Here is a 14,106-nt window from a genome sequence, read left to right on the forward strand (position 1 = left end):
GGGCTCGGTCAGAAACCTTCGGTATGCGGGGTTGAAGGTGACGCGATCCCGCCGTCCGCCTCCCGCCCATAGCGCTTCTTCCATGCGCGATAGCCCATGGGCAGCGAGGCCAGGTAGACGAGGGTCGTGATCGTCAGCGTCATCCAGCTGAAGCTCATCAGGAGCCCGACATAGATCGCGATGGCGAAAAGGACCGGGAGCACGAGATCGCGCCGCACGCGGCCAATGGACTTGCCTGAAAACACCGGCAGCCGGCTGACCAGCAGAAAAGCGATCAAGAGCGTGTAGATGCTCGCCAAAGCGGCGAAGGTCGAGCCCGGCTCTATGCCGAGATGCCCGAGATAGACCGGTAGAAGCACCAGCATGGCCCCGAATGGCGCGGGCACGCCGACAAAATAATTGGACTGCCACTTCGCTTTCGGTCGTTCGTCCATCACGTTGAAGCGGGCAAGGCGCAATGCGGCCGCCAGAACGTAGATCAGCGCCGCGATCCAGCCGAGCGAACGCAACTGGTCCAGCAGGAAGGCGTAGAGAACGAGCGCTGGGGCAACACCGAAGTTGATGATGTCGGCGAGCGAATCCATCTGCGCGCCGAAGCGCGACGAGGATTTCATCAGCCGTGCCACCCGGCCATCAACACCGTCCAGAAACGCTGCGATCAACACCATGACGACCGCCAGTTCCACACGGCCTTCGAATGCCAGGCGTATGCCGGTCAGGCCGGCGCAAATCGCCAAAATGGTGATGATCGTCGGGATCATCATGCGGAACGAGATTTCGCTAAGGCGCGGGCCGCGGCCTTCATCGACCTCTTCGTCGTCCTCACCGTTCAGATCAAAAGACGAGAACGGGGTATCGAGAAAGTCGTCGTCCCTGCGGTCATCTCGCGATGTGTCGTCCATCAAACCATCCTGTTCGCTCAGTCGCGGCGTGTTACCACCGGGCCCCTGGAGGCGTTGAATGCGGCGATGACCGTCTCTCCGGCGATTGCGGTCTGGCCGACGGCGACCCGCGGTGTCGCGCCATCCGGCAGGAAGACGTCGAGGCGGGAGCCAAAGCGGATGAGGCCGAAGCGCTGCCCGGCATCGAGCCGCTCGTCCTCTTCGCTCCAGCACAGGATGCGGCGGGCGACCAGCCCAGCGATCTGCACCACACCGACCGCCCCGTGAAGCGTCTCCAGCACGATGCCGTTGCGCTCGTTCTCGCTGCTGGCCTTGTCGAGCTCGGCGTTCATGAAGTTGCCCTTGCGATACACCACCCGCGTGACAAGACCGGCGACAGGCGCGCGGTTCACGTGGCAGTCGAAAACGTTCATGAAGACCGAGATCCGCAGCATCGGCTCTGCGCCGAGCCCCAGTTCGGCGGGCGGCTGGACGCGCGTGACGGCCGAGACCCGTCCGTCGGCCGGGCTCACCACCAGATCATCATCGACGGGCGTGAAGCGCTCGGGGTCACGGAAGAAATAAGCACACCATGCTGTCAGGATCAGACCGATCCAGAACAGCCAATCAGCGATCAGGCCGAGGACGAGCGTGGCGATGAAAAAAGCTGCGATAAAGGGATAACCTTCACGGCGAACCGGCACGAGTGCGTTCCGGATGCTGTGCCAAATGGTCATGAATTGCTGTTCTCCGCTGTTCGCATGCTCTCTACCGCTTCGCACGTGCTACGGCAACGAGGCGGAAGGCGGACGGTTCCGATCAGGTGACTTCGGGCGTTCGACGGCGCACGACGATGCCCATTTCGTCTTCCTCACGGACCTTGTTCAGCTTTTCTTCCGCCTCGATCGCTTCACGCTGACGGTCCCACATCGCGGCATACAGCCCGCCTTTGACGATCAGGGCCGAATGGGTTCCGCGTTCGGCAATATGGCCGTCCTGCAAGACGATAATCTCGTCTGCACTGATGACCGTCGAAAGGCGATGCGCGATGACGAGCGTCGTGCGGCCCTTCGAGACGAAATCGAGCGAGGCCTGGATTTCCTGCTCTGTGGCCGTATCGAGCGCAGAGGTGGCCTCGTCAAGGATCAGGATTGGCGGCGCCTTCAGCAGCGTGCGCGCGATCGCCACGCGCTGTTTTTCCCCGCCCGAGAGCTTCAGGCCACGTTCGCCGACCATCGTCTCATAGCCGTGCGGCAACGAGGCGATCAACGGGCCGATCTGCGCAAGTTCAGCGGCGCGGACCACTTCCTCGCGGCCGGCCGAAGGGCGACCGTAACGGATATTGTAGGCGATGGTATCGTTGAACAACACCGTGTCCTGCGGCACCATGCCGATGGCAGCGCGCAGCGAGGCCTGCGTGACCTCTCGCACATCTTCGCCGTCGACGGTGATCGCGCCGGACTGGATGTCGTAAAAGCGATAGAGCAGACGCGAAATGGTCGACTTGCCTGCCCCCGACGGTCCGACGATGGCGACCGTCTTGCCGGCGGGCACCTGGAAAGAAATGCCTTTCAGGATCGGGCGCTGCGGGTCATAGGCAAAGTGCACGTTGTCGAAGCGGATTGCACCACGATCGATGGCGAGCGGCCTGGCATGCTCCGCGTCCTCCACTTCCGGTCCCACTTCCAAGAGGTCGAACATCTGCTCGATGTCCGTCAGCCCCTGCCGTATCTCGCGGTAGACAAAGCCTATGAAATTGAGCGGCACGGAAAGCTGCATCAGCATGGCGTTGACGAAAACGAAATCGCCGATGGTCTGCTCGCCGCGGCTGAGCGCCAGCGCCGACAGCACCATCATGATGGTCATGCCGATGCCGAAGATCAGGCCTTGCCCGAAGTTCAGCCAGCCGAGCGACGTCCAGACCTGCGTCGCGGAGCGCTCATAACGTTCCATCGACTGATCGAAGCGCTCCGCCTCCATGGCCTCGTTGCCGAAATACTTGACGGTCTCGAAATTCAGAAGCGAGTCGATCGCCTTGGTGTTGGCCTCGGTATCGGAATCGTTCATCGCCCGGCGAATGCCGATGCGCCAATCGCTCGCCTTCACCGTGAACCAGATGTAGACCAGAACGGTCAGTGCCGTGACGAGAAAGTAGGAGAAGCCGAAGGCAAAGGCGAAGATGACGGCCACGAGCGCGAATTCGAGAAGCGTCGGCACGGTGTTGAGGATCGTGAAGCGAACGATCGTCTCGATGCCCTTGGTGCCGCGTTCGATAATGCGCGAAAGCCCTCCGGTGCGCCGTTCCAGATGGAAGCGCAGCGACAGGCGGTGCATGTGCACAAACGTCTTGAAGGCAAGCTGGCGCACCGCGTATTGGCCGACGCTGGCAAACAATGCGTCGCGGAGCTGGTTGAAACCCCACTGGACGATCCGCGCGACATTGTAGGCAACGACGAGCGCGACGCCGCCAAGCAGAATCTGCGGGACGAAGCCCGGCAGTTCCAGCGATCCGTTCAGCGCATCGGTTGCCCATTTGAAAAAATAGGGCACCAGGATCAGCACAAGCTTGGACAGGACGAGGTAGCCCGTCGCCCATACCACCCGAGCCTTCAGGTCCGGTCTTGCCGACGGCCACATATAGGGCCAGAGGTTGCGCAATGTACCGATAGGGTTTCCGGCGTCAGCCGAGACTTTCTTGCCCGCCACGTTCTCGTCTTTCACTTTGCGTTGTCTTTGCCGCTCGCAGCGGTCCCACGGTCTTCCAGCAATGTTCCGACGATGCGGGAGAGATCGGAGAGCGCGTGGCGGTCGAGGCTGTAACGCGAGGCCTGCCGGTCCGGGCGATAGCGCACCAGCCCGGCTTCGACCAGGCATTTCAGATGTTGCGACACGGTCGACTGCGCCAGCCCGATTTCGCCAACCACATCCTTGCAGCAGCAGGCGTCGCGACGTGACAGCAGGCGAAGGATGCGCAGCCGCGCCGGATGCCCTAGCGCCTGCAACCTGCGCGCGGAGACCGCATCGGCTTCATCATCGAGCGAGGCAGCTTTCATCGTATATCGACGATATACGATGAAAGCTTACCGGGCAATGGCCGTGCTGGACGTCGATGCGCTCAGCGGTCACTCAGCATGCGCTGGCGGTGGAGTTCTTCGGCATTCTCCAGTGCCTCATCCGGCACGGAGAATATCTGTCCGGGCAGGATTCGGTCGGGATCAGCGATCTGCTCCTGATTGGCCATGTAGATCGTGGTGTACCGCACGCCCTGCCCATAAACCCGCCGCGATATCTGCCAGAGCGTGTCGCCGCGCCGGATGATCACAGATGCGTCGGTGGGCTGCAGAGCCTCTTGTTGAACCGTCACGGGCTCCTCGGGGGTGGTCTCGTCGCTCGATTCGGCACCGACCGGGGCCACGGCGACTTCCGTTTCGATGGAATCGACTGCCTCCTCGACCGAGTTCGCCGACGGCTCCGACACATCAGGCTCCCGTGGTTCTGCTGCGGATCGATCGGCAGTGGTGGGGGAGGCTGCGACGCGTGCCTCTTCAGCCTCCCCGTCAGCCGGAACGATCGCGGCATCGTCGGCGCTCGCGCTCGTCGTAGGGGTTCCCTCGTCATCCGAACGTGGCACGCTGGACGCTTCGGAACGCTCGCCCTCGCCTGGCTCGTCCACCGGAGTGGCAAGCGAGAGAACTGCGTCATCCTCAAGCGCGGCAACCGCGGCGGCACTCTGCCCCTCCGGTCGATGGAACGGCACGATGGCGCGGGCGACCACTCGCCCATCGTCGATGAAATCAGCGCGAATATCGTGTTCGCCGACATCGAGAGGCACGCGGCCCTCCACGAGGAAGCGGCCCCCCTCGCCCACGGCATCGTCGCCCACCAGCGCATCGTTGGCGTAGACCCGGACCGTGCCACCCGTCGGCGCCGATCCGGTGACGAAGAGGCGATCGACCTCGACCTCAACGGCCTCGATCCGAACACCTGCTTCGCGGTTCCCATCCGCTGCAGAAGCGGCACCCGAGGACCCTGCCGCGCTCGCTGACGCCTCACCGTCCGCGTCGGTCTGCGCCGCGGCCACTTCCGGCGCGCCCGCTTCGTCGTTTTCCGGCTCGGCCATCTCATCAGGGGAAGCGTCGTCGTCGGCCATGACGCGCGATGCGATGTCCTCTTGAATTCCCTCTTGCGAGCCTGCCGGGGCTGGAGCGTCGCCTTGCGCGGGCATCTCGCCCTGCTCACCCTCTAAGGAACGCTCATCGGCCGCCGGCCCTTGCGACCCACCGGGGGCCTGCGCTGGCGCGGGTGCATCGCCACCCGAGCGATCCGGCGCTGCAACAATGCGGCTCGCCTCACCGGGCTTCGTCACCATGGCAAGCAGGTCTCCGCCGCGATCGGCGGGGATGGTGATCGTTGCGACCTCTTCGGACGTTTCGCTGGTTCCCGTCTCTCCCGTCACCCGCAAGGTCAACTGATAGTCGCCGGGCGCCAGACGGTCCTTGAGCACGATCGCGAAATCGCCGCTTGGCCCGACCTTGGTCGAGTCAATCACGTCGCTGCCGTTCATCACGTCGAGGCGCTTGCCGGGGTCCGCCCGGCCGGCGATCACCGCCGAGCCGTCCGGCTCTACACGAAGCACGTCGAATGCCGGGCCGTCGGCCGGTTGGCCGGCACGATCGGTTTTGCCCGACGCGGCCAATTGCGACAGGTCCGTCAGGCCGGGCTCGTCCTGCGCAACGTCCGCGACAGCGTCATCTTCCGACCCGGTGCCATCGTCGCTCTCGGCGGCACGGCCCTGCTTCTGGGTGGTCCGCTCCGGTCCGACATCGGCGGCCTCACTGGCCGGCTCGGTCGTCTCCTCCGGCACGGTCGCAGCACGCTCGTTTGTCTCGACCGTCGCTTCGTTCGCGCCCATGAAGCGCGGCGCAACGAACAGCACACCGAAGGCAATTCCCCCCAAGAGAATACAAAGCGCCAGCAGACCGGCGTTTCCCTGATTCATTGAATATCTCCAAAACGGGCCCCGATCCCGTTCATTAACGCTACAAACTACCGAGTTTACCAATCGGTAACAAGTATCGTGCCACCCCGCGAAAAGCCGGTTTTCAGGCATTTCCCTGTCCCAATTTGGGAAAACACGCGCCGTTCGAAGATAAGCGATTTGCCGCACTGTCGGCTTGACGCAGACCGCGCGCGAATGCTTCCTCGCTCATATGAGCCAGACCTTCAAAGAGATTCGTTCGATCTGTGTCTATTGCGGATCGCAGCCGGGCCGCGACGAGGCCTATCGGGCCGCCGGCAAGGCTCTCGGACGCGCGATCGCCGCGCACGGCATGCGGCTCGTCTACGGTGGCGGCACGCGCGGCGTCATGGGCGCCGTCGCCGACGGCGTCATGAGCGGCGGCGGCGCGGTGACCGGCATCATTCCCGAGTTTCTCATGGAGAAGGAAGCGACCAAGCACGCCCTCGGCCAATTGGACGAATTGGTCGTCACCGCCGACATGCACCAGCGCAAGCACACGATGTTCGAGCGTTCCGACGCGTTCGTGACGCTTCCCGGCGGGATCGGGACACTGGAAGAAATCGTCGAGATCATGACATGGGCCCAACTCGGCCGTCACACAAAGCCGATGGTGCTTGCCGATATCGGCGGCTTCTGGGACCCGCTCGTGCGATTGATGGACCATATGTCAGCGGAAGGCTTTTTGCATACGGCCCACCTCGTCAAGCCGCTCGTCATCTCCAAAGTCGATGATATCGTGCCGGCCATCATCGCTGCAGCCGCCTCGAACGGCGGCAGCGGCGAGAGCCGCATCATCGAACGGATGTAATGGCTTTGGCCAGTGCGGTTGCCGGCCGTGCCGGTGAGTCCTAAATTCGTTACATCGGAACGGAATTTCCCGCGCCGGCCGGCATCCGTCCGGACGTCTTCTTCTGAAAATGCGAACGCACAGGCAGCCTCGATCCGCAATGACGACCCTTGCCAAGAAACCCATCCTTGAAGTCAGGAACGCCACGACACGGGACATTCCGCAGATCCTGGCGCTGACGTCGCGCGTTTATCCCGAAGAACAGCCGTATCTGCCCGGCATCATCCGGGGCCAGATCAATGCTTTTCCCGACGGGCAGTTCGTGGCCGTCTTCGACGATCAGATTGTCGGCTATGCGGCAACGCTGCAACTGGCCGAGCGGCAGATCTTCCGCCAGCACACCTGGGACGACATCACCGGCGGCGGTTATGCCAGCCGGCACAACGGCAAGGGCGATTGGCTTTACGGCGTCGAGGTATGCGTCGATCCCGGGCGGCGGCGCGCGCGCATAGGCAAGCGCCTTTATGAAGTCCGCCAGCGGCTGTGCGAGCAGATGGACCTGAAGGGCATCGCCTTCGGCGGACGCCTGCCCGGCTATCGGCGCAACAAGCGAAAATTCCCCAAGCCGGACGACTATCTGGCTGCCGTGAAGAACCGCGACATCATCGATCCGGTCGCAAGCTTCCAGATGCGGCTCGGATTCGAACCCGAACGGGTGCTCAAGAACTATCATCCGGACGACAAGGCCTCGGGGGGCCATGCCGCGCTGATGCTCTGGCGCAATCCGTATTACGATCCGGAGGCGGCAACCCAACCGCTTTCCCAGCGCGGGCGCGACACCGTGCGTGTTTCGACGGTTCAGATCGGCGCGCGAAAGGTCAAGGACCATGACGAGTTCTTCGATCATGTGCGCTATTTCGTGGAGGTGGCCGCCGACTACGGCTCGGACTTCGTCGTCTTTCCCGAGCTTTTCACCCTGATCCTTCTATCGAGCGAGCCGGAGCGCCCGCCCTCGGAAGCGATCAAGCGGCTGAGCGAGTATACGCCTGAGTTCATCGAGCGCATGCAGGCGCTGGCGCTCGGCTCGAACATCAACATCATCGGCGGGTCGCATCCGACGATCGCCGACGATGGCGATATCCAGAACGTGTCCTACGTCTTTCTGCGCGACGGGACGATCCACGCGCAGGAAAAGCTGCATCCAACGCCCGACGAGCGCGAATACTGGGGTATCGTCGGCGGCGACGAGATCGATGTGATCGATACCGATTGCGGCCCGATCGGCGTGATGGTCTGCTATGATTCGGAATTTCCCGAACTCGCGCGCCGTCTTGCCGATCAGGGGGCGCGTATTCTGTTCGTGCCTTATTGCACGGACACGCGGCACGGCCATCTTCGGGTGCGCTATTGCAGTGCCGCTCGCGCGATCGAAAACCAGTGCTACGTCGTCACGTCCGGCATCACGGGCAATCTCTCCAATGTCGACAACCTCGACATCAACTATGCGCAGTCGGCGATCCTGACGCCTTGCGACATGCCGTTCGCGCGCGACGGCATCGCGGCTGAAGCGAGTGAGAATGTCGAGATGGTCACCGTTGCCGATCTCAATATCGGGACTGTACAGTGGGCACGCGCGCAAGGAGCGGTGCGCAATCTGCGTGACCGCCGTTTCGACCTTTACAGGGTTCGCTGGAAGGATGGCGGCTGAACGGGTCTGATCACGTTCGCGCCGCCGCCAGCGTGCGGCGCTCCGCAAAAAGCGTCCAGGTGTAGATGATCAACGCCAGCCAGATCAGCGCGAAGGCGATGAGCTGCGGCAGGGCAAAAGGCTCGCCGAAGACGAACACCGCGATCACGAAGATCAGTGTCGGCACCAGATATTGCAGCACGCCGATGGTGGAAAGCCGCAGACCCTTCGCGCCGAACGCATAGAGAACCAGGGGTATGGCGGTGACCGGGCCGGCCGCGATGAGCATGATGGTGTCGAATGCGCTGCCGGCCAGGAAATGACTTTCGCCCTGCGCGATATACCAGCCGATCAGTGCGATCGCGATCGGCGAGAGAATGATGACCTCAAGCAGAAAGCCCTGGCTCGGACCGATCGGCAGGGTCTTGCGCAGATAGCCGTAGGTCCCGAAGGAAAGCGCCAGAACGAGCGAGATCCATGGCAGGCGCCCGGCAAACACGGTGAGGATGATGACGGCGAGCCCGGCGAGTGCGATCGCGACCCATTGCGGCCGGTTGGGCTTTTCGCCGAGAAAGACCATGCCGAGGACCACGCTGATCAGCGGGTTGATGTAGTAGCCCAGCGACGCCTCCAGCGCCTGATTGGATACGATGGCATAGACGTAGATCCCCCAGTTCAGGGAGATGACGGTAGCCGTCACCGCGGCCATGGCGACAACGCGCGGTTTGATCAGGGCCGCCTTCAGATCAGCGGTTCGGCCGAGCCAGAGTAGGATGAGCGCGCCAGCCGGCAGAGCCCACAATACGCGGTGCGCGACGATCTCGACTGGCGAGACATGACTCAAGGCCTTCATGAAGAACGGCAGCACGAGGCCCCAAAGCAGGTAGGCGGCGATTGCTGTGGCAAAACCCTGCCTGGTGTCACCGGGCGAAACAGGCGCCTGTGCACCCGTCGCAGCCGGCCCGGCGGCGCCGCATTCTTCTGAAGCTCTCATGACAATTGCCTTACTCGGCCGCAGCGCGTCCGGCCTGATCGCGATTCTTGAGGAGTTTGTAGACGATCGAATCCATCAACGCCTGGAAGGATGCGTCGATGATATTGTCCGATACGCCCACCGTCCACCACCGTTCAGTGGTCGAATCGCTCGATTCGATCAGGACGCGGGTGATGGCTTCCGTACCACCATTCAAGATGCGGACCTTGTAGTCGACCAGCTCGAGGTCGACGATCTCCGACTGAAACTTGCCGAGGTCTTTCCGAAGCGCAATGTCGAGCGCGTTGACCGGACCGTGGCCCTCCGCAACCGACAGAATTTCCTCGCCGTCTACGGTGACGCGAACGACCGCCTCCGACACGGTCTTCAAGTTGCCCAGCGCATCGAAGCGGCGCTCCACCATCACGCGGAAACTCTGGACCTCGAAGAACTCCGGCACACGTCCGAGCGTGCGCCGGGCAAGCAGCTCGAAACTCGCGTCGGCCGCTTCATAGGCATAGCCGGTCGCCTCACGTTCCTTGACCAGAGAGATCAGCCGATCGAGCTTCGGGTCGTCCTTGGCAACCTCGATACCGCGTCGTTTCAGCGCGTTGAGGAAATTGGATTTTCCACCCTGGTCGGACACCATGACGCGGCGCATGTTGCCAACGCTCTCGGGATCGACGTGTTCGTAGGTCTTTGGATCCTTGAGGATCGCCGAGGCGTGGATGCCGGCCTTGGTCGCGAATGCCGACTGGCCGACATAAGGCGCCTGGGTCTCCGGGTTGCGGTTCAGCAGTTCATCGAACGTGCGCGACAAGCGCGTCAGTTCACCAAGCTTTTCGGTGGAAATGCCGAGTTCGAAGCGATCGGCATAGACCGGCTTCAGAGCCAGTGTCGGGATCAGCGTCACGAGATTGGCATTGCCGCAGCGCTCGCCGATGCCGTTCAGCGTCCCCTGCACCTGCCGGACGCCGGTTTCCACGGCTGCCAGCGAATTGGCAACGGCCTGGCCGGTATCGTTGTGCGCATGGATGCCCAGCCGATCACCCGGGATTCCCGCTTCGATCAACGCGCCGACGATCTCCCTCACCTCGCCGGGCTGTGTGCCGCCATTGGTGTCGCAGAGGACGATCCAGCGCGCACCGGCCTCATAGGCGGCGAGCGCGCAAGCGGTGGCAAAGTCGGGATTTGCCTTGTAGCCGTCGAAGAAATGCTCGCAATCGACCATCGCCTCCTTGCCGGCGGCGATCGTTGCCTCGACCGATCGTGCGATGCATTCGAGATTTTCCTCGTTGGTAATCCCTAGGGCGACATCGACATGGTAGTCCCAGCTCTTCGCCACGAAGCAAACGGCGTCGCCGGCCGCCTGGATCAGCGCCGCAAGACCCGGATCGTTGGAGGCGGATACACCTGCCCGCTTGGTCATGCCGAAGGCGACGAAGCCGGCCCGCCGTGTCCGCCGCTTTTCAAAGAACGCGGTGTCGGTCGGATTGGCACCGGGATATCCGCCCTCGACGTAATCGATCCCGAAGTCGTCGAGCATTTTTGCGATGAGGGTCTTGTCCTCGACGGAGAAATCGACGCCGGGCGTCTGCTGACCGTCACGGAGCGTCGTGTCGAACAGATAAAGGCGATCCTTGCTCATTGCGCGCTTCCTGCGAATTTGTCGGTGGCCCGGATCAACTGATCGAGAATACCGGGCTCGGTGAAGGCATGGCCAGCGCCCTCGATCAGATGAAACTCGGCCTGGGGCCAGGCCTTGTGCAATTCCCAGGCGAAGCGGGCTGGACACGGCATGTCATATCGGCCGTGCACGATGACGCCAGGGATATCGGCAAGACGATGGGCCTCGCGCAGCAACTGGCCGTCATCGAGCCAGCCGCCATGCACGAAGAAGTGGTTTTCGATCCGGGCAAAAGCGAGCGCGAAGTCGTCTTCCTCGAACTTGTCGCTCGTCTCCGGATCCGGAAGCAAGGTGATGGTCTCGCCTTCCCATATGCTCCAGGCGCGGGCGGCTTCCATCTGCACCGCACGATCGTCGGCGGTCAGGCGGCGGCGATAGGCTGCCATCAGATCGTGCCGCTCACCCTCCGGTATCGGCGCGATGAATCGCTCCCACTTGTCGGGAAACATCTGCGAGACGCCGAATTGATAATACCAGTCGAGTTCGGCTTTGGTCAGCGTATAAATGCCCCGCAGAATGATTTCGGAGACCCGCTCGGGGTGCTTTTGGGCATAGGCAAGCGACAAGGTGGAGCCCCAGGAACCGCCGAAAACCTGCCAACGCTCAACGCCCATCATCTCGCGCAGTCGCTCCATGTCCGCCACGAGATGCCAGGTCGTGTTGGCGTTCAGTTCGGCATGCGGCGTCGAACGGCCACACCCGCGTTGGTCGAACAGGAGCACGTCATAGCGTGTCGGATCGAAAAGCCGGCGCTGCTTGGGACTGATGCCGCCTCCCGGTCCCCCATGGACGAAGACGGCCGGCTTGGCGCCGCGCTGGCCGACGCGTTCCCAATAAACGACATGCCCGTCGCCGACGTCGAGCGTACCCGTCTCATATGGCTCGATCGCCGGGTATAGATCGCGCAGGGTGCTCATGAACGGTCTCCCGGCATCGGCCACTCAGGCGTATCGTGATCAGGATGCTGAAACGTGACGATCGAGGCGAGAAACGGATTGGAGGCCTCATCCTCGGCCGTGGTGCGCGCCGGCAGCGCGGCCAGTCCGTCAGCATAGGGCAGCTTGCCTTCGATGCCGAATACGATCTCGGGTGCGATCGTGCTTGGATCGTCGAATGCTCCGATCGAGAGAGCCACGCCATCGGGCGCCTCGTAGGTCAGCGGCGTGCCACACGCCTCGCAGAAACCGCGCTTCACGTGATTGGACGACTGGAACCGCTTCGGCGCGCCCCGCGTCCAGGCCAGCGTACCCTCATGCACGGACACGAGCGGTGCGAAGAAATTGCCGTAAGCCTTCTGGCACATGCGGCAATGACAGATCGACGGTTTGCCGAGCCGGCCCCGCACATGAAACCGCACCGCGCCGCACTGGCAGCCACCGGAAAACTCGGGCGTATTGTCGAGGGTCACCGCATCACCTCCCAGGTTGTCACGCGTTCGCCGGTTTCGGGATCCTTGCCGTCCTTGAGCTGGATACCCTGCTCCAGCAACGCATCGCGGATCCGGTCGGCCTCAGCCCAGTTTTTCTGTCCGATCAGCGAGAGGCGTCGCTCGATATGCGCCGCGACATCGATGTTCGTATCCAGTTGGGAAAGGTCGAGCCCGACAAGCTCGGCCGCAGCGAAGAGTTCTTCGGCCGAGGTGTCGGAAGCGCTCATCAATCGGAAATATTCGGAAAAATCGAGATCATCGGCGATGGCGCCCAGGAAACGATCCGACACGCGCACCGACGCATCCCTTTTTGCACGACGCCGCCATCTGGCCAGCAGTGCCTCGGCTTCCTCCAGCCGTTTGAGGCTGAAATCGATGGGCTCGCGATAGTGCGTCATCAGCATTGCCAGGCGCAGCACTTCCCCCGGCCATTTGCGGCCACCGAAGGTCTCGGTCTCCAGGAGTTCGTTGATGGTGACGAAGTTGCCTTCGCTCTTGGCCATCTTGCGCCCTTCGACCTGCAGGAAGCCATTGTGCATCCAGACATTGGCCATCACCGGCGTTCCGTGAGCGCAGCGTGATTGCGCGATCTCGTTCTCGTGGTGGGGAAAGATGAGGTCCAACCCGCCGCCATGAATGTCGAAGGTCTCGCCAAGATAGGCGGCGCTCATCGCCGAGCATTCGATATGCCAGCCAGGACGACCGCGGATCGTCACATCTCGGCCGTCGACCTGGAAGGTTGCGTCCCAACCCGGTTCGCTTTCGTCCGATTGCTTCCACAGGACGAAATCTCCGGGGTTCTTCTTGTGGGTGTCGACAGCGACACGGGCACCGGCCTGCTGGTCTTCCAGGCGGCGATTCGACAATCGGCCGTAGTCCGCCATGGAGGAGATATCGAAGAGGACTTCGCCTGTCGAAACATAGGCATGGCCGCGATCGATCAGACTTTGAATCAAGCCTTTCATGTCCGTCTTGCCGTCGGCACGCGGCATGACGAAATCGGTCGCGCGCGGCTGCACCGTCGGCTCGAGGCATCCGAGCGCGCCGACATCGGCCTGGAACTGTTTCTCGGTCTTTTCGGTAACGGCCCTGATCGCCTCGTTGAGTGGCTGGCCGGGATAGTCCCGCAAAGCCCGCGCGTTGATCTTGTCGTCAACGTCGGTGATGTTGCGCACGTAGGTCACATGCTCTTCGCCATAGAGATGGCGGAGCAAGCGAAAGAGAACGTCAAAGACGATCACAGGTCGCGCGTTGCCAATATGCGCGAAATCGTAGACCGTCGGACCACAAACATACATGCGCACGTTGTCGGCATCGATCGGCGCGAAGCTCTCTTTCGCGCGGGTCATGGTGTTGTAGAGCTTGAGTGTCGGTCCCTCGACCATGCGACGAAAATCTCCCATGCCTGCCGGCCTGGTCGTTTGTCGGGTCTGTCAGGAGGACGAAACGGGCCGGGCCAGCGAAATCGCTAGCAAATAATGATCCGGCTAATGCAGATGGCGAACGCGCCATGACCGTTCTTCATGGCCCGCTTATCGCGTTTCGCCGCCGACAGGTCAAGGCCCGTGGGCATTCGTGTCCATTTTAGACCAAAAAGTCAAAAACCTCCCCCAAATGGGGGATGCCGCGCCATTCGGCTTCA

At 62.4% G+C, this 14,106-nt stretch carries 12 protein-coding genes; 2 read left to right on the forward strand and 10 right to left on the reverse strand.

The features are described from left to right. Window positions 1-8 precede the first annotated feature (8 nt). The 5 genes from pssA to CN673_RS11065 form a co-directional block, all read right to left on the reverse strand. Complete coding sequence (pssA, locus tag CN673_RS11045) at window positions 9-902, reverse strand: CDP-diacylglycerol--serine O-phosphatidyltransferase (RefSeq protein ID WP_099866320.1); 894 nt, start codon at window positions 900-902, stop codon at window positions 9-11. A gap of 17 nt (window positions 903-919) precedes the next feature. Next, entirely contained in the window at window positions 920-1,663 is a 744-nt protein-coding gene (locus CN673_RS11050) for a phosphatidylserine decarboxylase (protein WP_280951177.1), read from the reverse strand. Window positions 1,664-1,700: 37 nt separating this feature from the next. Then, on the reverse strand, window positions 1,701-3,587 hold the full coding sequence (locus CN673_RS11055) for an ABCB family ABC transporter ATP-binding protein/permease (protein WP_099866468.1): 1,887 nt from the start codon (window positions 3,585-3,587) through the stop codon (window positions 1,701-1,703). Window positions 3,588-3,598: 11 nt separating this feature from the next. Beyond that, window positions 3,599-3,934, reverse strand: coding sequence for an ArsR/SmtB family transcription factor (locus CN673_RS11060; protein ID WP_099866322.1), 336 nt, complete (start codon window positions 3,932-3,934; stop codon window positions 3,599-3,601). A 62-nt stretch (window positions 3,935-3,996) separates the two neighbouring features. Next, window positions 3,997-5,880 carry a LysM peptidoglycan-binding domain-containing protein gene (locus CN673_RS11065; RefSeq protein ID WP_157928873.1) on the reverse strand — a complete coding sequence of 628 codons (1,884 nt, stop codon included), beginning with the start codon at window positions 5,878-5,880 and terminating at the stop codon, window positions 3,997-3,999. Between the two features lie 211 nt (window positions 5,881-6,091). Here CN673_RS11065 and CN673_RS11070 point away from each other — a divergent pair, with 211 nt between their 5' ends. Then, window positions 6,092-6,709, forward strand: coding sequence for an LOG family protein (locus CN673_RS11070; protein WP_099866469.1), 618 nt, complete (start codon window positions 6,092-6,094; stop codon window positions 6,707-6,709). A 139-nt stretch (window positions 6,710-6,848) separates the two neighbouring features. After that, a complete protein-coding gene (locus CN673_RS11075; RefSeq protein WP_099866324.1) occupies window positions 6,849-8,396 on the forward strand; it encodes a bifunctional GNAT family N-acetyltransferase/carbon-nitrogen hydrolase family protein in 1,548 nt (515 codons plus the stop codon). A 10-nt stretch (window positions 8,397-8,406) separates the two neighbouring features. On the opposite strand, the gene rarD is transcribed toward CN673_RS11075, so the two are convergent. The 5 genes from rarD to cysS are packed head-to-tail and all read right to left on the reverse strand — an operon-like array spanning window position 8,407 to window position 13,867. After that, complete coding sequence (gene rarD, locus CN673_RS11080) at window positions 8,407-9,369, reverse strand: EamA family transporter RarD (protein ID WP_099866325.1); 963 nt, start codon at window positions 9,367-9,369, stop codon at window positions 8,407-8,409. A 10-nt stretch (window positions 9,370-9,379) separates the two neighbouring features. Then, a complete protein-coding gene (gene cimA / locus CN673_RS11085) occupies window positions 9,380-10,996 on the reverse strand; it encodes a citramalate synthase (protein WP_099866326.1) in 1,617 nt (538 codons plus the stop codon). Continuing rightward, window positions 10,993-11,952, reverse strand: a complete 960-nt coding sequence (gene pip, locus CN673_RS11090; protein WP_099866327.1) for a prolyl aminopeptidase — start codon at window positions 11,950-11,952, stop codon at window positions 10,993-10,995. The genes cimA and pip overlap by 4 nt, the downstream gene beginning before the upstream one ends. Beyond that, the gene (locus tag CN673_RS11095) at window positions 11,949-12,443 is read right to left on the reverse strand and encodes a GFA family protein (RefSeq protein WP_099866328.1); all 495 of its coding nucleotides are present in this window, start codon (window positions 12,441-12,443) and stop codon (window positions 11,949-11,951) included. Before CN673_RS11095 ends, pip begins: the two co-directional genes overlap by 4 nt. Beyond that, on the reverse strand, window positions 12,440-13,867 hold the full coding sequence (gene cysS / locus CN673_RS11100; protein ID WP_245409863.1) for a cysteine--tRNA ligase: 1,428 nt from the start codon (window positions 13,865-13,867) through the stop codon (window positions 12,440-12,442). The genes CN673_RS11095 and cysS overlap by 4 nt, the downstream gene beginning before the upstream one ends. Window positions 13,868-14,106: the final 239 nt, after the last annotated feature.

Origin of the sequence: Neopararhizobium haloflavum (assembly GCF_002750855.1) — a bacterium.
Classification (GTDB): domain Bacteria; phylum Pseudomonadota; class Alphaproteobacteria; order Rhizobiales; family Rhizobiaceae; genus Georhizobium; species Georhizobium haloflavum.